Consider the following 21,121-nt stretch of genomic DNA (forward strand, 5'->3'; position numbering starts at 1 on the left):
TGGTGTGGCTCGTCGTATTTACTGGCGGATCAACCAACCGATGCCGACTCCCAGGATCAGCATGAGCACCAGCTTGACCCGCTCTCGCCGCTTGCGCCGCGCCTTGGTCAAGCGCTCTTCCGCCGTCGCCACATGCAAACCGAAACCGGTGTGCAAGACCGCATCGCCCTCCAGGGTGACGGCGCCCAGGTTCAGCTGCGCGTAACGCCTGGAAAGCCCTTTCTCACCCTCGAACCCGGCATAGGGCGCACATAACCGGTATTCCTTGATACGTCGCAGCCCCGGGTTCAGCGAGAACCCTTGCCAGTCAGGCTTATCGGACAGCAAGGAATAACAGGGTACCCCGCCAATCACCTCGCGCGGCCCCAGATGAATATAGGGGCTGTGCACCTGCAAGTCGTAAACGTAATTGCGCAACCAGACTTGGAGAATATCGGGACGCTGCTCCAGCACGGTCTTCGAATCCTCGACAAACCCGGGTCGATAAAACGCCCAGTCATCTTCGCAATGGAATATGTACGGGGTCTTGACCGAGCCGTAGGCCAAGTCGATGGATGCCAATTGCCCCAGCTTCGGGCGGTTGATCAGGAACGTGCAATGGCCGAGCCAATGCTCGGGAATCGCCAGGCGTACCGCGTCATCGCCAGAGTCTTCGGTAATGAAGACTTCGCGGATGGCCGCTGTATTGAACAGATCGAAGCTCGCGAGCGTGCGCTTCAGCAAATCGAAGCGACCACAACTGGTCACGACGAGCGTTATATCGCTTTGAGCGGAGAATTGCATTCAAGCCTCGATAATATCATAAGGCCACCAAGCGCGGCCACCTGGCAGATATCAAACGCCTAGTTTCAAGCGCAGCGTTTCCAGCAAACTCAACGGTGCCCGGGGCCGCAGCGGCGGCTTCAGCGCCTCGACAATGCGCTGGCCGATGCGCGCAAAGCTGAACTGGCTGACCGCGAGGTCCTGCCCGTTGCGCGCAATCTCGGCCGCCAGTTGAGGATTGGATCGCAATGCAGCGAGTTTTTCCTGCAACTGGGGAATGTCTTTGTAGAACACCACATTGACCATGTCCTTGAAGCCAAGGGCCTGGTTTTCCGCGGCGCCCTGGTCAAACGCCAGCAGCACACAACCACAGGCCATGGCTTCGAAGTTCTTGATCATATACTCGCCCATGCCCACGTCGGCACTGACGAAAAAACGAATCCGGTTGAGGGTTGCGCAATATTCCTCACCGGATTTGGTGCGCGTAACCACCAAAGGTTCAACGCGGGCCAACTCATCGAGCAATGCCTTGCGACCACTGTAGGCCACGCTGTTGGTGCTGCCGACAAATGCCAGCTCAATGTCGCGCTCCAATCCCTGGGCCTGCAACAGCGCCTGATCGTAGCCCTTGGGCACGAACACCGCATCGAAGCCTTCGGCGCGCAGGCGCTCGGTCACCATATGCCCCGAACTGATAACCCGCACCCACGGCAAGCGACGGTAATGGGCACTGAACTTGCCCGTGTACTTGCAGGGAATGTAGTTCTGGTAGGCATCGTGTTCGAGGATCACCAGGTTCGGGATCGTACGGATAAAGCCGACCTGGCGAATCTCCTGCTTGAACCGCAGGAAGAACACGATGCGGTCATAACGGCTCACGTCGACTTCACGCTTGAAGTAACCGCGCAGGTTGCGCTGCTCAGCACTGCTCAGCCAGCGGGTATCACACTCGCAGTGCTCGGCAATGCCTTCGTACAGGCGATCCAGAATCGCGCGCTGTTCTTTCTGTACCAGAAACAAAACTTTCATGACCTTCCCTTTCACAACTGCCGTCACAAACGCCAGAACAACTCATGCCGTCGTACGGCCTTGCGGAAAAACTCGTTCTCACCATAAGGCGACCGCGCCCGCCCCGCCAAGACCCGTTGCAGCCAGCGCCGCACACGACGCTTGAACGGAGGGGCGGGTTGCAGGTCATGCATCATGCCCAGCGCCATGGCCTTGTCGCGCTGCCGGGCCGGCGACAGCGACAGGCTGCACGGCCACAGTTCCAGCGTGTCATCGAACAGCGGCGGCAGGGCAATTCCGGCGCCCGCGTCGCCCATGGGCCAGCGGTCGTTGTCATGCAGATGGTTGGCGTAGCCGAGCACGGTGGTCGGCTGCCACTCCAGACCTTGCAAGGCTTCGATCACCGCTTGCTGCGCGCAGATGTGGTCCGGATGGGGATCCAGGACCGGATGGGGCAAGACGATCACTTCAGGGCGCGCGGTCAGCAGCAACTGACGCAGATCGGCGAGCAGGTTTTGCCAGGTCGGCAGGCCATCGGCATCCGCCGGCAACGGGAAAGGGTTGAATTGGCGGAACAGGCGGGTATCCGACAGGTCGGCCTCGCGCGAAGCGATCGGCTGATCAGGCGCAGCGCGCATCGCCGGCAGTTGCAGGCAGAAGTAACCCAGCTGCACGCAGTGCGCCTGTGGCACACCGGCCCAAAGCGGCACGGCTATGCTGTCCCAGGCGCGCAAACGCCCTTTGGTCCGCGCGGCCTCGACCGGATCCAGGCCCATGCGTTGATAGTGCTCGGCTTCGATTTCACCGGCGGTAAGGGTCACGATCCACGGCTTGTCGGCCTGGCTGTAAAGACCGAAGGCAGCCAATTCGGCATCGTCGGCATGAGGCGCGATAACCATGACCCGCTGCGCCGAATAATCCGGCGTGCCCCAGGCCCACAGCCGAGGAGCGCCCTGCAGGCTGCAAAAGCGCCCGCGTAAACGCAACTCACCGGACACCAGGGCCGACGCCCAGCCACTGAGGTTCAGGTAGCGAACGCCATTCACCCCGCGCTCGAAGGCCTGTCGGTCAGTGCTCTCGCCGCCCAGAATCTCAATGGCCGGATCCAGGAAACGTCCCAACCAACCACTCTTGACCTTGATCGCCAATACCAGCGTCGCCTCGGCCTGCAGCGGCGAATCCACCCGCAGCCGGCCACCGTCGAAGCGAACCCCGGCCACCTCGGCATCCGTCGAAAACCGGTATCGGTAGTCTTCGTTGGGCGCATAAAACAGATGGTCGGCAAACCATGCCTCGTGGGCGACCCAGGCCAGCACACCGAGCGCCAACGGCAGCCACCACGCCACCCAGATCCCAATCACCACCAGCAGCAGCAAGCCGATCAGCAAGCCGACCCGTTTGTTGCGCCGATGGCGCTTGAGCAATTGCTGTTTGCGGCTCATACGGTCAGCACCGGCACAGGGTTGCACCAACGGTCCTTGTACTCGCGGTCGGCACGCCCGAAGGAGAAACGCAGCGGTTTGCCCACTTCACGGGCCTGTTCCCAGGCGCCCTGGGTGTTGAGGAAGCTCAGGACACTGCCCGGGCTGAACGCACGGGTTTCAGGGTCGACACCACCGTTGACATACTCCACGCTGATCCACTCCGGCGACTCGACCCGGTACACCAACTGGATAGCGATAGGCGCATCATTGAGGAAAATCACCGAGCCGATCAGCCATTCGCGCAGCAGCTCGATCACCTCAGCCATGCGTTCGGCACCGGTGGCGACAAAGCCCCAGCGGCGCAGGAACAGATCGCAGTAGATCGCGGCCAATTCCCCACTGGAAAACTCGCTCACCGGTCGCACCACCCCACCGGCCTCTTCGAGCAAGCGCAGTTCGCGACGCTGGTTGTAGCGAAACTTCTTCGACAGTTCTTCCGGGGTGCGGGCCATGGCCAACTGTTCGGCCTGGGGCTTGAGGCCGCTGAAACGGCCTTCATTCAGGGCCGACAAATAGCGTGCACGGTGCCGCAAGGGCGCCTGGGCTGCAGGCGCAGCGGGCAGGATCAACTCGGCGTTGCCCAGGTCGAACAGGCCTTTTTTGCCGCGCTGCTTGAGCACATCCTTGGACAAGGCCAGGTCGCGCCCCCAGGTCGCGATGCAGGCCTGAAGCTCGCCACCCTGCTCCCAGGCCAGGTAACGCACCGGGATGTCGGCCAGCCCGGCCAGACGTTCGATCACTTGCGGGTGGGTCGCGACACTGCCGCCAAAACGCTGCCAGGCATCGCTGTAGACCGGCGCGTCGACGACGGACCAGCCACGCTCGCGCCAGCCTTGGAATCGATTGAGCATCAAGCCCCCGCGGTCAGTTCAATAACGTGCGGCAATTGCCAGAAGGTATCGCGTACCGCCTGATCCGAGAAACGCTCGCGCAGGCGCTCCAGCATCATTTCGGCGCACCGCCGTTGCTGGTGTTGATCCATTGCTGCCAGATGCCGCAGCCCCTGGGCAAGGTGTTCGGCATCGCCGAAGGGAAACAGGATACCCACGCCCTCGACCACCTCCTTCGCACCGCCACAGGCCGTCACCAGCAACGGGACGCCGGCCGCCATGGCTTCCAGCAGCACCATGCCAAAGGGTTCATGGTCGGAGCTCAGGGCAAACACATCGAATGCCCGGAAGTACCGACGCGCATCCGGCACCTGGCCGAGGAACAGCACCTTGTCGGCAATGCCCAGCTCCCGTGCGAGGGCCTTGAGGTCCTGCTCCAGGCGCCCGCTGCCGAGGATCGCCAGGCGGCTTTCGGCCGGCAAGTGCGCCAGCGCCTGGGCAAAGCCCTTGAGCAGCGTGGCCTGGTCCTTGTCCGGGTGCAGGCGACCGACATTGCCGACCACCCATTCGTCCGGCGACAACCCCAACGCGTCGCGCGCCTCATGTGCAGGCACCTGGGTGGCCTGCAAGGCGTCGACGTCGATGCGGTTGTACAACGTCTGGATGCGCGTCGCCGGCCAGGTCGGCAAGCAGCGGCGCATATCGTCACGCACCGCGTCGGAAACCCCCAGCAGGCTCAGGCGCTTGCGGAAGATACCGGCAAACAGCCTGCGACTGCGACGCTGGTAATCCCCAAAGGCGTGATGCACGCCAATCACCGGCAGCCGCGTGCCGAGCAAGGCGATGTAGATCGGCTTGAAACGGTGCGCGATACAAAAACTGAAGTTGCGCGATGCGGCGATCTTGCGCAGTTCACGGATGGCACCCAGCTTCAGGCCGCGAATGGCCTTGGAGCTGAATTCCATGAACAACACTTCATCGGACGCACAACCGGCGGCCACGTGCGGGTCGGCGACCCCGGTGAGAAACACCGTGGTCACCTTGTAGCCGGAGCCTGCGAACAGGCTCGCGTACTGTCGCGCGCAGTCCAGGAACGGCCCGTCATAGCCATGGCAGAACTGCAGGACGTGGCGTTCAGCCGAGCGCGTCATAAGGGTCCACGCCGTCCTTGACGACCAGGATGTCTTCCATGATCAGGTACTGCAGGTCGGAGCCGAAGAACATGTTCAGCGCGTCGGTCGGCGAGCAGATCATCGCTTCGCCACGACGGTTGAGCGAGGTGTTCAGGGACACGCCGTTGCCGGTCAGTACTTCCAGCTCTTTCATCATGTCGTAGTAGCGCGGGTTGTATTCGCGCTTGAGCACCTGGGCGCGGGAGGTGCCGTCTTCATGCACCACTTCCGGCACGCGGGTCTTCCACTCTTCCGACACTTCAAAGGTGAAGGTCATGAACGGCGCCGGGTGGTCGACCTTGATCATCTGGGGCGCTACGGTGTCGAGCATCGACGGGCAGAAAGGCCTCCAGCGCTCGCGGAACTTGATCTGGTGGTTGATGCGGTCTGCCACGCCGGTCGCACTTGGGCAACCGATGATCGAACGACCGCCCAGGGCGCGCGGGCCAAACTCCATGCGGCCCTGGAACCAGGCCACCGGGTTGCCGTCGACCATGATCTTGGCGATGCGCTTGGGCATGTTCTCGATCCTGCGCCAGTTCGGCTTGCTCTCGTGCTTGGCGCAGGCGGCGATCACGTCTTCATTGCTGTAGGACGGACCGAGGTAGACGTGTTCCATCTTCTCCACCGGTACACCACGGGCGTGGGACACGTACGCGGCGGCACCGACAGCAGTGCCGGCATCGCCGGACGCCGGTTGCACGAACAGCTCTTTCACGTCGTCACGGGCAATGACCTTCTGGTTCAGCTTGACGTTCAGCGCGCAGCCGCCGGCGAAGGCCAGCTTGCCGGTGTCCTTGAGGATGTCGCCCAGGTAATGGTCGATCATCTGCAAGGCCAGCTTTTCAAACAGCGCCTGCATGCTGGCGGCGTAGTGGATGTACGGCTCGTCGGCGATGTCGCCTTCGCGCTTGGGGCCCAGCCACTCGATCAGTTTCGGCGAGAAGTAGAAGCCCTTGCCCTTCTCTTTATAACGGCGCAGGCCGATGACGTTGGCGTAGTCGGTGTTGATCACCAGCTCGCCGTTTTCAAACGAGGCCAGGCGCGAGAAGTCGTACTTGCTGGCATCGCCGTACGGCGCCATGCCCATGACCTTGAACTCGCCGTCGAGCATCTCGAAACCGAGGAACTCGGTGATCGCGCCGTACAGGCCGCCGAGGGAGTCCGGATCGTAGAATTCCTTGATCTTGTGGATCTTGCCGTTCTCGCCGTAGCCGAAGAACGTGGTGGCGTACTCACCCTTGCCGTCGATGCCGAGGATCGCGGTCTTCTCCTGGAAGCCGGAGCAGTGGTAGGCGCTGGACGCGTGGGCAAGGTGGTGTTCAACCGGTTCGATCTTGATTTTCTTCGGATCGAAGCCCAGTTGCTCCAGGCACCAGACGATCTTGTTGCGATAGCGCTTGTAGCGACGGTTGCCCATCAGGATCGCGTCAAGCGCGCGGTCCGGGGCGTACCAGTAACGCTTGGCGTAGTGCCAGCGCGCCTCGCCGAACAGGCTGATCGGGGCAAACGGGATCGCCACCACATCGACGTCGGAAGGCTTGATGCCGGCCTGTTCCAGGCAGAACTTCGCCGACTCGTAGGGCATGCGGTTCTTTGCATGTTTGTCGCGTACGAAGCGCTCTTCTTCGGCGGCCGCGATCAGCTTGCCGTCGATATACAAGGCTGCGGAAGGATCATGGCTAAGGGCGCCGGACAGGCCAAGAATCGTCAATGCCACAGGGGTCTAGCCTCTTTTAGTCTGCATGCAGGCGGGTTGCGCCTGAAAAAAGTGTGCTTCCCGCCTGGGCAGGAAACAGCTAAAGGGCGGGATTATAGCTCAAAAGCAGTGGGAAGCTGTTAGCGGCGAGCGGCAAGAGTCGCCTGCAGCATCGCCGTGTGCACAGTGCGAGCGCGCTGATGGGGCGCGTAGCCGAATTCCTGAATGATAAAAATCTTCCCAGTCACTAAACTCGCGCCCTTTTGCGCGTTTACACCCTAAGCGCCACGGATTCCGGCTGACTCATGACCCCTCTCGCTCGCTTCAACCTGTTGCTGCCCGGCCTGCTCGCCCTGTGCGGCGTCGCCCAGGCTGACGACCCCGCGCTGATCCTCGACCCCAGCGTCGTCACCGGCTCGCGCAGCGCCAGCCCGACCTTCGACCTGCCCTACTCCGTGGACGGCATCGGCCGCGAGCAGATCAGCGACGGCCAATTGGGCATCAACGCCTCCGAAGCCTTGTCCCGCGTGCCCGGCCTGGTGGTGCAGAACCGCCAGAACTATGCCCAGGACCTGCAGATTTCCTCCCGTGGCTTCGGCGCCCGCTCGGCGTTCGGTGTGCGCGGCATCAAGCTGATCGCCGACGGCATCCCCGCCAGCACCCCGGATGGCCAGGGCCAGGCCGCCACGTTCAACCTCGACACCGCCGAGCGTATCGAAGTGCTGCGCGGCCCGGCCGCCACCCTGTATGGCAGCAATGCCGGCGGCGTGATCCAGATGTTTTCCCGCGATGGCGAAGGCCCGCCGCGCATCGGCGCCGAAACCCTGGTGGGCAGCGACGGCCTGAACAAGAACCACCTGAGCGCTGAAGGCGCGGCGAACGGCGCAGGCTTTGTACTCGACGCCTCGCGCATGGATACCAACGGCTACCGCGACCACAGCAGCGCCCGTCGCGACCAGACCTTCGCCAAGCTCAACTTCCAACCGGATGACGACAGCAAGCTGGCGCTGATCTACAGCAGCCTGGAGCAGAACGGTACCCAGGATCCACTGGGGCAGACCTGGGACGCCTACAAGGCCGACCCGCGCTCGGTGAGCAGCAATGCGCTGACGTACAACACGCGCAAAAGTATCGATCATCAGCAATTGGGCATGAATTATGAGCGGTATTTCGGTGATGCGACGTTGCAGGTGAATGGCTATACCGGGCGGCGGAGTGTGGTTCAGTATCTGTCGATACCCAAAGGCACACCCGCCAACGAACGTGGCGGTGGCGTGGTGCAATTTGACCGCAAGTTCTACGGCGGCAGCGTACGCTGGATGCAGCCCGTCGAAAGCGCACCGGGCGACTTGATGATCATCACCGGGCTGGATTTCGACCAGAGCGAAGACAGCCGCCATGGCTATCAGAACTACAGCGGCAATACCCTTGGCGTAAAAGGCCAGCTACGCCGCGATGAAATCGACACGGCGCGCAGCCTTGACCCCTACACCCAGGCCAACTGGGCCCTCGACCGCTGGACCCTGCAAGCGGGCATACGTCACAGCACCATGCAGATGGATGTCGATGATCAATTCCTGAGCAACGGCGACGCCAGCGGCAGCAAGACCTATCAGAAAAACACTCCATCCATGAGCGTGATGTATGCATTCACGCCCGAGTTGCACGGCTACGTCAGCGCAGGCAAAGGCTTCGAAACGCCGACCCAGGCCGAAATGGCCTACGCGCCAGGCACTGTCGAGGGCTTCAATTTCGGCCTGAAACCGTCCGAAAGCACCCAATACGAAGTGGGCTTGAAGGCCCAGGTGCACGACACCCGGATCAACGCCGCTGTGTTCCAGATCACCACCGAGGATGAACTGGTGGTCGAGCAGTCCCTCGGCGGCCGCACCAGCTACCAAAACGCCGGCCGCACCCTGCGTCGCGGCTTCGAACTGGGCATCGAAAGCCAACTCGCCGAACACTGGAGCACCAACCTCGCCTACACGCGCCTGCAAGCTACCTACGACAGCGACTTCACCAGTGGCACAACTCCCGTGGACAAAGGCAACTACCTCCCCGGCGTGCCGCAAACCACGCTGTTCGCCGAGCTGAACTGGAAACCCCGGGACTGGGTCAGTACCGCTGTCGAAGGCCTGTACCGCAGCAAGGTCTACGTCGAAGACACCAACAGCCAACACGCCGCGCCGGGCTACAGCGTGTTCAACTGGCGCGCACGGTTCGAGCAGAAGGTCGAACACTGGACCTTCCACCAGACCCTGCGCCTGGATAACCTGCTGGACCGCCAGTACGTCGGGTCGGTGATCGTCGGCGACAGCAATGGCCGCTACTACGAAGCGGCGCCCGGGCGCTCGTGGTATGCCGGGGCGGGTGCGGCGTATCAATTCTGAACGCACCACACCTTCAATGCGGGGGCCCCGCGCTGTCGCGCAGCAAATCGGAACCCCTGTGGCGAGCGGGCTTGTCCCCCTCACCACAGGAATGCGGTCGCCTGAAATTGTTTATGCAATAAGGGGAGTTTGCTCATTCCCCCAAGCGTCGGATGGAGTACAGCTTTAGGGGTGCAACACTAGACGCGCTCCAGCATCCGCCGGCTGGCAAAACTGAAGCTCAGCACGATAAAGATCAGCACTCCAGTCGCCACCTGCTGCCAGTAGAAATTCCAGCCGATCAGCAGCAGCCCGTTGGCGATCACGTTGATAAACAGCACTCCGAGCAGGGTCCCCGGAACATTCGCCCGTCCCTGTCGACTCAAGGTGGTGCCGATAAACACCGCGCCAATCGCATTGAGCAAAAACGCGTTACCGGACAGCGGCACATAGGCGCTGACTGTAGAGCTGAGCAACACGCCCGCGACCCCACAGGCCAGGGCGGTAGCCAGGGCCACGATGGTGACGATGCGCCGCACCGACAACCCCGAGTAATACGCCAGCAGCGGCTGGGTGCCCTGGGCCAGCAACTCGCGGCCCAGGCGTCCGCGCGCCAGGGCCAGGCCGTAGAACAGCGCCAGCCCCACTACCACCAGCAGCGGTGTCAGCCCAGTGAGCTCAGGCTTCAAGCCTTGGCTGATATAGATCGGCTGGCCGCCGTCCGAGAGCAGTTGCTGGGCGCTGGTACCGATAAACAGGGTGCCCAGGGTGGCCAGGAACGGACTGATCCGCAGCCCGGCAATCAAGCCCGCATTGACCAGCCCCACCAGCAGCGCCACCGCCAGCGCGCCGGTGGCCGCCACCGCCCAGCCATGGCCGCCATTGAGCAGCACCACAAAGCTGAAACTGGCAAAGTCCAGCGCCGTGCCCACCGACAGGTCGATGCCCCCGGCCGCCACCGCGTAGGTCATGCCGATGGCGACAATCGCCAGCAGCACGAAGTTGTTCAGCACCAGGCTTTGCAGGTTGCCGGCACTGAGGAAGCCCGGCGCTTGCAGCGCAAACACCACGACAATCAGGGTGAACACCAGTGGCAATGTCAGCGGCAATACTGCGCGTGCGTTCATGCCGTCGCCCCTCGGTTCACTGCGCTGGAGGCTGCGACGACCAGCAGGATCAACACGCCCTGCACACCATTGACCCAGAAGCTGGAGAGGTTAAGCAGTTGAAAGCCATTGATCAGAAAACCAATCAACAGCGCCGCCAGCAAAGTCCCCGGAATGCTCGCCACCAGCCGGCGGGAAAACACCACACCGAGAAAGGCGATCGCCACCACCGACAGCAGCATGTCGCCGGAGCCGGTGGTGCTGCCGCTGAAGAACGCCGCCGAACACAGCGCAGCCACGCCGGCACATAGACCGGACAGCAGATAGCTCGACAACACGTAGACGGGCACTCCAATGCCCGCCGCTTCGGCCGCCTGGGGGTATTCGCCCACCGCATGCAGGCGCAACCCATAGGCCGAATGCTGAATCAGCAGCGTCAGCGCGCCCGCCGTCACCAGCAGCACCCAGGCCAGGGCCGGTACGCCCAACCAGGTGCCGCCACTGAGCAGGTCCAGCAGCGGCGAGTCCGTGGAGACCACCGTGTTCTCCGTCAACACCAACTCCAGCCCCGCCAATACATTCATGCTCGCCAGGGTCGCCAGCAACGGCGGCAAACGCAGCACCACCACGGCCAGCCCATTCAGCAAGCCGACCGCCAAACCGCAGCCCAGGGTCAGCAGCAACGTCAACCCGAGATCCAGGCCGGCGTTATTGAGGCGGCTGAATACCGCCGCGCACAAGCCCAGGTTGGCCGCCAGCGACAGATCCAGTCCTCCGGACACCACGTTCGAGCCGCCGCCGATAATCACGCAGGTGAGCCCGAAGGCCAGCACGCCGAGGATCGCCGACTGGCTGAACACATTGGCCAGATTGCCCACCGACAGAAAATTCGGCGCAGCCACGGCAAACCCCAGCAGGATCGCCACAAACACCCCCACCGACCCACGGCGCAGCACCAGCACCCATAACCGCTGCGATAACCCAGGCGTCGCCGCTTCAAGCATGTTCCACCTCTCGAGCGCTTAAAGCCGCCGCAGCCACGGCTCCCGTCGCACAGGCCAGCAACTGATCGCTGTCCGCCTCCCCGGCACGGAATTCACCGGCGATCTCACCCCGATGCAGCACCAGGATTCGGTCACTGATCCCCAACAACTCTGGCAAATCCGACGACAACACCAACACCGCCGCCCCCTCTTCCACCAAGCGCCCGATCAAGCGGTAGATCTCCACCTTGGCCCCCACATCCACCCCCACGCAGGGCTCATCCAACAGGTACACCGCCGAGCGGCGGCTCAGCCATTTTCCCAGGGCGACCTTCTGCTGGTTGCCACCACTGAGCTGGCTGACGGCCGATTGGGGCCCCGGCGCCTTGACTGCCAATTCGTCGATCAGCCGCAGGCTTTCCCCCTGCTCCTTGCGGCGGCTCAACAAGCCCCAGCGGCTGAACCGCCCGAGCCCCGCCAGCGTGAGGTTTTCCAGCACCGAAAGCACTGGCGAAATCCCCTGGCTGCGCCGCTCTTCCGGCACCAGCGCAAGGCCTTCGGCAATCGCCTGGCCCGGCGAACGCAGGCGCAGCAAACGTCCGTCCAGATGCACACTGCCGCTGTCGGCGCGCTCGACACCGAAGAGTGTCTTGAACAACTCCTTGGCTCCCGAGCCAACCAGCCCGGTCAGGCCGACGATCTCTCCGCGCCGCACGTCCAGATCGATCTGCCGATAGCGCCGCGCCAGGCTCAACCCGCGTACCTGCAACAGCGGCGCTCCCAGTGCAACCTTGGCCTTGGGGTACATCTCCTGCACCTCGCGATTGACCATCAGCCGCGCAATCTCGGCGCTGGACGTATGCCGGGGCTGCACCACCGCCACGTCCCGACCATTGCGCAGCACCGTGACTTCATCGCACAGGCTGTCGATTTCCTGCAGGTAATGGGAGATGTACAGGATGGATAAACCCTGGTCGCGCAGGCGCTTGACGATGCGCAGCAACTGGTCGACTTCACGCTTGACCAACGCCACGCTGGGCTCGTCGAACACCAGGATCTTGGGCTGGCGAATCAACGCCCGGGTGATTTGCAGCACCTGGCGTTCGGCGCTGTTCAGCTCGCTCACCAGCGCACCGGCGGGCAATTGCAGATCAAAATATTCCGCCAGCAAGCGCTCGGCTTCACGTTGCTGCCGGCGTCGATCCACAAAGGGCCCGCGCCGCAATTCATGCCCGAAAAACAGCGCCTCGCCCACGGTAAAACTGGCGGGCAACAGACGCTCCTGATGGATGAACTGCACGCCCAGCGCATCCACCTGGCGCGGCGACAAGGCGGCATACGACTGGCCGTCGATACTCACCTGCCCTGCGTCCGCCTTGTGGATGCCGGCCAGGATCTTGATCAGGGTCGACTTGCCCGCACCGTTCTCACCCACCAGGCCGTGGATGCTGCCACGTTCGACTTTAAGGCTTGCGTCATCCAGCGCCAGGGTGGCGCCAAAGCGTTTACGCAGGTGTTGCAGGTGCAGTGCCGGCATCAGTCACCCCGCAGTTGCTGAACCTGGTCCAGGTTGGCTGCGGTGGTCAGCAGCGTGGCCACATGGGTTTCCTTGGGCAGGTCTCGTTGCCCGGCCAGGTAGCGCGCCACGTTCTGCACAGCGGTCTTGCCGATCAACGCCGGTTGCTGCGCCACCACCGCCCCCACCGGCGAATTTGCCTGGCCGAGCAGCGCCAGCACTTCCGGCGTACCGTCGACGCCGTAAGTCTTGATCTCGGTGCGCCCGGCATCGATCAGCGCCTTGCTCGCGCCCAACTGCGGAATGTCCCACGCCGACCAGATCGCCGAGACGCTGCCCGCCGGGTACTTGTTGAGCAGCGCCGAGACTTGGGAATAAGCATCCTGCACGGTGTTGGGGATCACGTCGCGAAGCTCCGGCTGGATGATTTCCAGCTGGGGGTAATCCTTGAGCGCCAGCTTCAACTGGTCATAACGGATCGCACACACCGGCACGCCGTAGAAACCGTTGAACACCAGGATCTTGCCTTTGCCGCCGGCGTCCTTGATCAACTGATCGGCCAACGCCTTGCCGGTGGCGACGTTGTCGGAGGTGGTGTTGTTGAGGCTGTACTGGGACGGTGCATCGATGGTGAACAGCGGGATGCCGGCCTTGCTGATGCGCTTGAGCCAGGGGTCGATCACGCTGAGGGTGCCGAGGGTCTGGATCACGGCGTCGGGTTTCTGGGTGACCACGGTTTGCAGCTGGGTCACCAGGTTCTTGTCGTTACGCCCGGCATCGAGGGTGATCGGCGTGCCGCCCAGGCGCTTGATCTCATCGACCTGGGCCTGGAACGCCTTGATATCGAAATAGTGACTGGTGCCGGTCATGCTCACGGCAATGCGCTTGCCGGCCAGGGACGGCACGGCCTCATCGCCCTCGGCGGCCTGGACACTGAAGACATGGCCCAGCAACAGCGCGGCGCCAAGGCAGATCAAACGGGAAAGCGAGGAAAGGCTGGAAGGCATACAGGGCTCCGCTGCGACCGGTGAAAGGGTTCACCAGGAGGCGTTGCAGAGCCCGTGCCAGGATTTTTATTACGTAAAATCAATGGGATAACGTTTCCGCATGAAGGCAGACTGTCGTTCTGGGGCAACAACTGTCTGTTAACTGTTGCTCAGGCAACAGTTCTTACTATTGAACGCGTCAGTAGACTCGCACAACCACGGCCGTCGGTTACTCAGGTGCTGCGCGTTGACACTCTAAAATCGCGGACATAGAATTTGCCGCAAATGGACTGGGGGATCCCGGTCGGCGTTATAGCCTCGGTGAGTCTCACCGGGGCTTTTCGCTTTCAGCAGTAGGGAAAATTTTCAGCCCCCAATTTTCAAAGCCCTCTCCCACCTTGCTCCGCCCTCCACTGCAATAAAACTTGCGTTTGAGCACGTCAAAGGCACGATTTTCCTGGCCCGGTCGTAAAACGCTCATGCCGATGGGGCGCGCAACAAGATCCGCAAGCTGCAACCCCGTAGAGTTGACCTGCTTCGTGGCAAACACGATGTCAAATGGGAGGCGGATACCTGGACGATTGGCTCCATCGCATATCCGACGAAACTCCAACTCAAGCTCGTTATCCTCTTTACGACCTCGACGCTCGAAAATCACATGCGTCAGTGCGCCTTGCTGATTTTTCTCATGTAGAAATTCGTGAAGGGTTTCGAGACAGAAGCCCAAAGCCAGATGGTAGGGGTTGTGTATTGGGCCTTGCTGCTCTCTAAGCGTAGCTTTATCAATCACACAACTGATCAAGACGAAATTGCTCGACTCAATGATGCTGGTCAGCTCCTCCAGGAAAACATGCTTGTGTTGGCGAGAGACAAACATACTGGAGAACGCCCCTTTTTCCTTACGGATTTCCAGCTCATGCAAGCCAACAAGGTCATGCCCCATATGATTGAACTTGAACTTTTGAAGGGCAGGGATGACCTTTTCGCAATAGTGCCTCTTATGGAAAACACAGAAAGCTAAAACAAACATGGGGTAGTTGACATCAAGTGTCTGCATCCCGTGATCGCCACTTTCATCCACATAGACGATGAAGTCGCTGAACTCCCCTTTTGGCGGTTTCGCTGCCACAACTTCTGCAACACGCTCCGCCTCACTCTCACTTTCAAAGAGCAGAAACTGCGGAGAGGTTAGTTTTTCATCTGCCATGGGATATTTAATCCTAGGTTTTAGGTTCTTCTGGGTCGCCCCTCTACGTTCATATTGCCCTCAAGCTCTGCTACAGAGGGCCACCAGTCTGGACCCCTTTCGGCAAACGCTGATCAATCAGTTGATACAACGCACTACTCTCAGGCCAGTTCCGCATAAACCGCGCACGGTCCCTGGCATACGCCGGGGCGAAGCTGGCGGCAGAGCTGTGTTGGCACATCGCGTCGAGGTCGATCAGCGACCAGCGATCCTTATCCCAGAACAGGTTATGGCCCTTGAAGTCGCCATGGCTGATGCGCTCGCGAATCAGCTCGGCGAACAACTGGTCCAGCGCCAGCAGTTCGTTTTCCGGCGCGTCACCCTGTTCGATATAGGGCGCGAAACGCTCGATGATGTCCGGGCCCGGCAGGTATTCGGTGACCAGGTAAGCGCGGCTGCGCAGCCAGAAAAAGCGCTTTTCCAGGACGGCCAATGGCTTGGGCGTGGCGATGCCAAGGAAGGCCAGGCGGTTGCCTTCGCGCCAGGAATGCCAGGCGCGGCTCGGGCGCCAGAAGCGCTTGAGCCAATGGGCGAAGCCCTTGATGTTGTAGCGCTTGATCACCAGCGGCCGGCCGTCCACTTCGACCTTGGCCACACTGGCCGCACCACCGGTCTTGTACAGGTGGCCCTGGTCGAGCAACGCATCCGCCTGCGCCAGCACCGGCAGCATCGCGGGCTCTTCCTCGCGACGGATCGCGCGCAAGGCAAAGGCGCCACGCACCACGCTGAACAGCGTGCAGTCGCGGCCCACCTTGTTCAACAAGTCCTTCAGGCGCCAGGCGCTGACCTTGCGCACCTGTTTTTCCAGGGCTTCGAGGGGCAAGGCGTGCTCGCCGTTGCCCAGTAGGTAGTACACCAGCAGTTCTTCGGTAAACGGCTCGAGGTTTTTCGGCAACTGGGCAAAAAACACCCCGAGGTTTTCCAGCACGCGGTTACGCGACAGTGGCTTGCCGGCCTCTTCGACGCGAATACCGGCGCCATCGATCAGGTACAGCTTGCCGTCCTGACGCAGCAGGTTGTCCAGGTGCAGGTCTTCCTGCCACAGGCCCTTGGCATGCATCTGCCCGATCGCACCCAGCGCCTCGGCCAGCACGGCGGTTTGCTCGTCGGCCAGTGGCGGTAGCGCTTCAACGGCGTGCCAGGCATCGGCCAGGCTCTCGGCACCTTCGATAAACTCGAACAGCAGCCAGCCGCCCTCGCCGTCCTGCAAGCCATCGGCGAGCAACAGCGGGGTGGTCAGGCCTTGCTCGGCCAGCAGGCGTACGCCGCTGAGTTCACGCTGGAAATGCCGCGCGGCCTTGCCGCCCACCAATAACTTGGCCAGCACCGGACGCCCGCGCCATACCGCCGCGCCCACGTAACGCTCGCCCGGCAACACCCGCAACAGGCTCAACAGTTGCAGTTGCCCCGGGCCGGCGGCATCCGCCAGGTCGACAGTGAGGGGCAGGCTCGGCGTGCGGCCGGCGTTTTTCAACTCGGACAGGCGCATCAGCGGTTCTCCTTGTGGCTACGCCGCTTCGTCAGGCGTTGCAGCCAGGTGGTGACGAGTGCGCTGCCTTCCGGCTGATCGAGGTAAGCCGCCAGCAGTTGACGCACCTGGGCGTCGGACCACTGTGGCGCACGGCGCAACAAAGGTTCCAGGTCCTTGACCCGGTCACGCCAGCCGAACAGCAGCGGGCGGGTTTTCTCCAGGTCGATCAACTGCGCGGCGTAGCCGTCACCAGTAGCCTGCAGGAAAATATGCTTGGGGTAGAAACAGCCGTGCACCTGGCCGACGCTGTGCAACCGGCGCGCCAGTTGACCGCAGGCCAGCAGGATCGCGCAGTGCTGGGCATCGCTGAGTTGCGCCCATTGTTCCAGCAATGAATCCAGGTCATTCCAACCGTCCAGGGCACGGGTCAGCAGCATCGCGCGGTGCTCACCGGCGACTTTGCGCTCGCCGTAGAACGCCGCCTGCAGCGCCGGGATCCCGAGCTTGCGGTAACGGCTGATGTTGCGGAACTCGCGGGAAAAACTCGGCTCGCCCAAGGGCCGGTGCAAGCTGCGCGTGAGGTAGTTGCTCTGGCGCTTGAGGTAATAGCCGTGGCCGTCGAGCTCCAGGCGAAACACGCTGCTCCAGCCGCCACGGCTGGTGTTCGGCTCGTCCACCGCGTCCAGTTGCCGGGCCCACAGGGCGTCGAAGGTCGCAAGGCCGTGGCGCTCCAGCAGGGCACGATCTTCAGCCGCCAGGAAATCACTCATTCACGTCCCTCGAAAAACTTCACTACGTGGCGAATCCGCCGTTTGTCCGACTCACTCAGGTGCCGACACCCACGGTACTGCATGTAGAAGCGCAGGCGCTGAGTGGCCGACAAGTGATACTTGGCCACCTTGTCCAGGCAGGCCAGGTCCTTGGTGATGCGGTACTTGAGCCAGAAACCGCGCCAGAAATCGCCGTTGGGGCAATCGATCAGGTACAGGGTGGCCTGATCGTCGATCAGCAGGTTGCGCCACTTCAAGTCGTTATGGGTAAAGCGATGATCGTGCATGGTGCGCGTGTATTCGGCGAGCTGGCGGCTGACCGCGTTGACCCACTTGGGGTCGCGCAGGCGCGCATCCTTACGTTCGGCCAGGACCGAGAGGTCTTCGGTCCTCGGCAACTCGCGGGTGATCATTGCGCCACGATCATAGGCCAGGCCGCTGCGCTCAAGGCCCCAGGCGACCACATCGGCGGTGGGAATGCCCCACTTGGCGAAGCGCTTGAGGTTCTGCCATTCGGACTTGACCCGCGGCTTGCCCAGGTAACGCCGCAGGCCCTTGCCGGCACCGGTATAGCGCTTGACGTAGTAGTTGACCCCACCACGCTCCACCCGGATCACTTCCGACAGCGGGTCGCGGGTCAGCCGCTCGCCTTGCAGGGCAAATACCGCTTCGAGGCTTCCAAAATCATCCACCAGGGCGGCGTAGGCAGGCTCCAGGTTCCAACCCGCCATCAGATCGCATCCCCATAACGTTGCTTGCGCGCGTAGAGCTTGTCGGCCTTGCGCTGCATCAGGCTCAGGGACGCCGATTGCTCGGCCAGGATCTGACGCAGCGGCTGGCGGAAGTAGCCCTTGAGGAAGCGCAATTTATCGCGCCGGGTCAGGCCGATGTCCAACGCCGAGTAATACAGCGCGGAGAGGTCCTTGTCGCGCCAGCGCAGCGGCAGATGGGCGCGCATTTGCGCCCGGTGCAGGTCGATCACCGAGAGCTTGATGTTGCGTGCGTCGATCGGCTTGGACGTGTCCAGCAGGAAGTGGCACAGGTAGCAGTCGCGGTGATTCACGCCGCCCCGGTGCATGTCGCCGACCATGCGCGCCAGTTCGGCCGTGAGCGCATGGCGCAGTGCGGGTGCGGGCGGTTCGGCGACCCAGTTGACGGTCAGGTCTTCAAGGCTGATGGTCGGCGCCAGCTCTTCGGTGATGATGAACGAGTGCTGGTCCGCCGGGTTGCTGCCTTTTTCGCCGAAGGCCACGCCGGTCATGGTCGGCACGCCGATCGCCTGCAAGCGGTGAATGGCATCCCATTCCAGGCCGGCACCGAGCACCGGCAGCTTGGCGGTGATCAGGTTCTTGAAGATTTCCGCCCAGCCGATGCCACGGTGGATTTTGACGAAATACGGGCGGCCATCCACCTCGGTGCGCAGCGTGCGACGCGCCGCCAGTTCACGGAATACCTGGCCTTGCAGTTTCTCGACTTCGGCGAAGGCATCACGCCCGGCCCATAACGTCTTGAACGGTTCGGCAAGAATCAACTTCATCGTTTTGGCTCCGCCAGAATCACATCCGCAGCGTGCTGCGGCATGCTGTAGAGGTCGGCCGTCTCAGCGAAGGCCAACCCATTGCGGCCCCAGGCCGCGCGCTGTGCAGAATCGGTCAACATCTGCGCCAGGTACTGGTTCAACTGAGCCTGCTCAAACGGCTCGTCCAGCACCAGGCCGCTGTCGGCTTCGGCGATGTAATGGGCATAACCACACACCGCCGAGACCAGCACCGGCAACCCGGCCACCAGGGCTTCGAGCAACACGGTGCCGGTGTTTTCGTTGTACGCCGGGTGGATCAACAGGTCGGCGCCCAGCAGGAAGCGCGGAATATCGCTGCGCCCCTTGAGGAACTGCACGTTATCGCCCAGCCCGAGGGTGGCGCTTTGCAGTTGGAATACCTTGGGGTCGTCCTGGCCGATTACAAACAGGCGCGTGCGTTTTTTCAGCTCAGCGGGCAACGCCGCCACGGCCTTGAGGCTGCGGTCGACGCCCTTGGTCTTGAAGCCGGAACCGATCTGCACCAGCAGCAGGTCGTCAGCGCCCAGGTTGAATTCCTTGCGGAAGCCTTCACGAATCTCGGCCGCATTCGGCGGCGCGCGGCGGTCCTGGGCAATGCCTGGTGGCAGCAGGTGGAAGCGCTCCAGCGGCGTATCGTAATGCTTGATGAACAGCGGCTGCTGCACTTCGGAAATCATCAAGACTTCGGTCTTGGCGTCCTTGGCAAACACCGCGCGCTCGTACTCGGCAAAGTGGCGATAGCGGCCAAAACTGCGGTACAGCGAATGACGCAGGTTTTGTGCCTTGTCTTCAAAGCAGCCGTCGGCGGCGTAGTACACGTCCAGGCCGGGCATCTTGTTGAAGCCGATCAGGCGGTCCACCGGGCGCTTGGCCAGGTCGGCCTCCATCCAGGCGCTGAGCTTCTCGTTGCGCCGATGGTTGAAGAACGCCTTGACCGGCGCCACCAGCACTTCGAAGCCGGGCGGGATGTCGCCCTCCCAGATCAGCGTGTAGACACGAATCTGATGGCCGCGCCGCTGGCACTCCAGGGCGATGCGCATGAAGTCGCGCTGCAGGCCGCCGAAGGGGAAATATTTGTACAGAACAAAAGCCAGTTGCATCAGTGCAGCTCCTCAGCCAGTAACAACGTGCTCAGCCGGGTTGCCACACGCTCAGGGTTCAGGCGCGTGAAACACAGGGGCGACTCGCGCTTGATGTCGAACCGACGCAGGTCGTCGGCGGTCGGTTGATAGGTACATTGTTTTTGCAGGCACGGCGCACAGGCAAAGTCGCTGGCCAGGTGAATCTGGCCCTTGCCATAGGCGCCGGTCAGGCCGGGGTTGGTGGGGCCGAACAGGGAAATGGTCGGCACATCCAATGCCGCCGCCAAATGCCCGAGTCCGGTGTCCACCGCCACACAGGCGCGGGCGCCGGCCAATACCCGGGCCACGCCGGCCAGGTTCAGCTTGGGCAGCACTTCGGCGTTGTTCAGGCCTTGGGCCAGGCGCTCCGCCCGGGCCTTTTCGGCGGCGTTGCCCCAGGGCAACTTCACGTCCACGCCCAGGCGGCCCATACGTTCAGCCAACTCGCGCCAGTAGGCTTCGGGCCAATGCTTGGTGTCCCAGGTGGTACCGTGCAGCAGCAGGACGAAGGGCTTTTTCGGCGGCAGGCCGAGCAGTTTTTCGGTGCTGAGGCCGTAGTCGCCCAGGCCTTTGGGCAAGTCATAGCCGAGGGCCACGGCGAACAGTTGGCGCAAACGCTCCACCGCATGCTGCCCACGGGCCACGGCCAGGCGCCGCGAGTAGAAGCGCGCCGCAATCGGCTCACGGGCCGAGTGTTTGTCGAATCCGGCCACCGGAGCCCGCACGTAGCGGGTCAGCCAGGCGCTTTTGAACAGGCCCTGGGCATCGATCACCAGATCGTACTTGGTCGACTGGACTTGCTGCTTGAAGCGCCGCCACTCGCCGCTCTTGAAGGTTTGCCAGAGGTTCTTGCGCCAGCGGCGGATCGCCACCGGGATCACCTTGTCCACCGCCGGGTGCCAGGTGGGGATTTCAGCAAAGCCTTCTTCCACCACCCAGTCGAAGCGAATGCCGGGGATCGCCCGTGCCGCGTCAGTCAGTGCCGGCAAGGCGTGGATCACGTCGCCCAGGGATGAGGTCTTGATTACCAGTACCCGCAA

The 21,121-nt window shown here is 62.4% G+C and carries 18 protein-coding genes; 1 reads left to right on the forward strand and 17 read right to left on the reverse strand.

What is annotated here, in order from left to right:
• Nucleotides 1-18: 18 nt before the first annotated feature.
• From BM416_RS21220 to BM416_RS21245, 6 genes are read right to left on the reverse strand one after another with little or no spacing between them, the layout of a single operon-like run.
• Entirely contained in the window at nucleotides 19-783 is a 765-nt protein-coding gene (locus tag BM416_RS21220; RefSeq protein WP_092489348.1) for a hypothetical protein, read from the reverse strand.
• A gap of 51 nt (nucleotides 784-834) precedes the next feature.
• A complete protein-coding gene (locus tag BM416_RS21225) occupies nucleotides 835-1,791 on the reverse strand; it encodes a glycosyltransferase family protein (protein ID WP_027604940.1) in 957 nt (318 codons plus the stop codon).
• Nucleotides 1,792-1,814: 23 nt separating this feature from the next.
• On the reverse strand, nucleotides 1,815-3,212 hold the full coding sequence (locus tag BM416_RS21230; protein ID WP_092489349.1) for a PIG-L deacetylase family protein: 1,398 nt from the start codon (nucleotides 3,210-3,212) through the stop codon (nucleotides 1,815-1,817).
• On the reverse strand, nucleotides 3,209-4,105 hold the full coding sequence (locus BM416_RS21235; protein WP_092489350.1) for a GNAT family N-acetyltransferase: 897 nt from the start codon (nucleotides 4,103-4,105) through the stop codon (nucleotides 3,209-3,211). The genes BM416_RS21230 and BM416_RS21235 overlap by 4 nt, the downstream gene beginning before the upstream one ends.
• Nucleotides 4,105-5,235 (reverse strand): glycosyltransferase, encoded by a 1,131-nt coding sequence (locus BM416_RS21240; protein WP_092489351.1) that lies wholly within the window; start codon nucleotides 5,233-5,235, stop codon nucleotides 4,105-4,107. The genes BM416_RS21235 and BM416_RS21240 overlap by 1 nt, the downstream gene beginning before the upstream one ends.
• Entirely contained in the window at nucleotides 5,219-6,976 is a 1,758-nt protein-coding gene (locus BM416_RS21245) for a carbamoyltransferase family protein (protein ID WP_092489352.1), read from the reverse strand. Before BM416_RS21245 ends, BM416_RS21240 begins: the two co-directional genes overlap by 17 nt.
• A gap of 284 nt (nucleotides 6,977-7,260) precedes the next feature.
• Here BM416_RS21245 and BM416_RS21250 point away from each other — a divergent pair, with 284 nt between their 5' ends.
• Nucleotides 7,261-9,345, forward strand: coding sequence for a TonB-dependent receptor family protein (locus BM416_RS21250; protein ID WP_092489353.1), 2,085 nt, complete (start codon nucleotides 7,261-7,263; stop codon nucleotides 9,343-9,345).
• A 179-nt stretch (nucleotides 9,346-9,524) separates the two neighbouring features.
• On the opposite strand, the gene BM416_RS21255 is transcribed toward BM416_RS21250, so the two are convergent.
• The 11 genes from BM416_RS21255 to waaC all read right to left on the reverse strand — a co-directional run bounded on the left by BM416_RS21255 (nucleotide 9,525) and on the right by waaC (nucleotide 21,121).
• Nucleotides 9,525-10,451, reverse strand: a complete 927-nt coding sequence (locus tag BM416_RS21255; RefSeq protein WP_092489354.1) for an ABC transporter permease — start codon at nucleotides 10,449-10,451, stop codon at nucleotides 9,525-9,527.
• Nucleotides 10,448-11,434 (reverse strand): ABC transporter permease, encoded by a 987-nt coding sequence (locus tag BM416_RS21260; protein WP_092489355.1) that lies wholly within the window; start codon nucleotides 11,432-11,434, stop codon nucleotides 10,448-10,450. Before BM416_RS21260 ends, BM416_RS21255 begins: the two co-directional genes overlap by 4 nt.
• Nucleotides 11,427-12,950: a sugar ABC transporter ATP-binding protein gene (locus BM416_RS21265; protein WP_092489356.1), complete on the reverse strand. Its 1,524-nt coding sequence runs from the start codon at nucleotides 12,948-12,950 to the stop codon at nucleotides 11,427-11,429. Before BM416_RS21265 ends, BM416_RS21260 begins: the two co-directional genes overlap by 8 nt.
• The gene (locus tag BM416_RS21270; protein WP_092489357.1) at nucleotides 12,950-13,936 is read right to left on the reverse strand and encodes a sugar ABC transporter substrate-binding protein; all 987 of its coding nucleotides are present in this window, start codon (nucleotides 13,934-13,936) and stop codon (nucleotides 12,950-12,952) included. The genes BM416_RS21265 and BM416_RS21270 overlap by 1 nt, the downstream gene beginning before the upstream one ends.
• Before the next feature lie 307 nt (nucleotides 13,937-14,243).
• Nucleotides 14,244-15,122 carry a DUF3800 domain-containing protein gene (locus tag BM416_RS21275; protein ID WP_092489358.1) on the reverse strand — a complete coding sequence of 293 codons (879 nt, stop codon included), beginning with the start codon at nucleotides 15,120-15,122 and terminating at the stop codon, nucleotides 14,244-14,246.
• A 70-nt stretch (nucleotides 15,123-15,192) separates the two neighbouring features.
• Nucleotides 15,193-16,650 (reverse strand): lipopolysaccharide kinase InaA family protein, encoded by a 1,458-nt coding sequence (locus BM416_RS21280; protein ID WP_092489359.1) that lies wholly within the window; start codon nucleotides 16,648-16,650, stop codon nucleotides 15,193-15,195.
• Nucleotides 16,650-17,402 (reverse strand): lipopolysaccharide kinase InaA family protein, encoded by a 753-nt coding sequence (locus BM416_RS21285; protein ID WP_065925666.1) that lies wholly within the window; start codon nucleotides 17,400-17,402, stop codon nucleotides 16,650-16,652. The genes BM416_RS21280 and BM416_RS21285 overlap by 1 nt, the downstream gene beginning before the upstream one ends.
• The gene (locus BM416_RS21290; protein ID WP_092489360.1) at nucleotides 17,399-18,133 is read right to left on the reverse strand and encodes a lipopolysaccharide kinase InaA family protein; all 735 of its coding nucleotides are present in this window, start codon (nucleotides 18,131-18,133) and stop codon (nucleotides 17,399-17,401) included. Before BM416_RS21290 ends, BM416_RS21285 begins: the two co-directional genes overlap by 4 nt.
• Complete coding sequence (gene rfaP / locus BM416_RS21295) at nucleotides 18,133-18,939, reverse strand: lipopolysaccharide core heptose(I) kinase RfaP (RefSeq protein ID WP_092489361.1); 807 nt, start codon at nucleotides 18,937-18,939, stop codon at nucleotides 18,133-18,135. The genes BM416_RS21290 and rfaP overlap by 1 nt, the downstream gene beginning before the upstream one ends.
• Nucleotides 18,936-20,060: a glycosyltransferase family 4 protein gene (locus tag BM416_RS21300; RefSeq protein ID WP_092489362.1), complete on the reverse strand. Its 1,125-nt coding sequence runs from the start codon at nucleotides 20,058-20,060 to the stop codon at nucleotides 18,936-18,938. The genes rfaP and BM416_RS21300 overlap by 4 nt, the downstream gene beginning before the upstream one ends.
• A complete protein-coding gene (gene waaC, locus BM416_RS21305) occupies nucleotides 20,060-21,121 on the reverse strand; it encodes a lipopolysaccharide heptosyltransferase I (protein WP_027604955.1) in 1,062 nt (353 codons plus the stop codon). The genes BM416_RS21300 and waaC overlap by 1 nt, the downstream gene beginning before the upstream one ends.

The organism is Pseudomonas sp. NFACC42-2, assembly GCF_900116055.1.
In the GTDB taxonomy this organism is placed as follows: domain Bacteria; phylum Pseudomonadota; class Gammaproteobacteria; order Pseudomonadales; family Pseudomonadaceae; genus Aquipseudomonas; species Aquipseudomonas marginalis.